Here is a 248-nt window from a genome sequence, read left to right as displayed (position 1 = left end):
TCATGGTGCTCCCGATCGCGCTGAAATCTGCACGGGATCAAATCAAACTGCGCGACCATAAAACCGAGCTCAACGAACTGAAAAGCACGCTCGCGCATGATCCTATGCGCAAAGCACGCGCAATCCGCGGCTTTTATGCAAAGCATGGGCTTACGCCGATGCGCAACATGGCAGCGCTGTTGTTCCTGCCTCTGATGATGTTGGGCCTGCAAGCAGCGGAGCGCGCCTCTTCGGGGATCGTGGAGGGA

At 57.3% G+C, this 248-nt stretch carries 1 protein-coding gene; it reads left to right on the top strand.

The genetic code is table 11. The annotated features are described in order from the left end of the window. The coding region (locus O4G76_RS21295) for a hypothetical protein (RefSeq protein ID WP_269399083.1) at window positions 1–248 on the top strand (248 nt) is incomplete at both ends.

The sequence above is a fragment of the Limimaricola sp. G21655-S1 genome, from assembly GCF_027213785.1.
Taxonomy (GTDB): Bacteria; Pseudomonadota; Alphaproteobacteria; order Rhodobacterales; family Rhodobacteraceae; genus Limimaricola.
The sequence above is the reverse complement of the archived record's forward strand: the minus strand, read 5'-3'. Positions and strand labels throughout refer to the sequence as shown.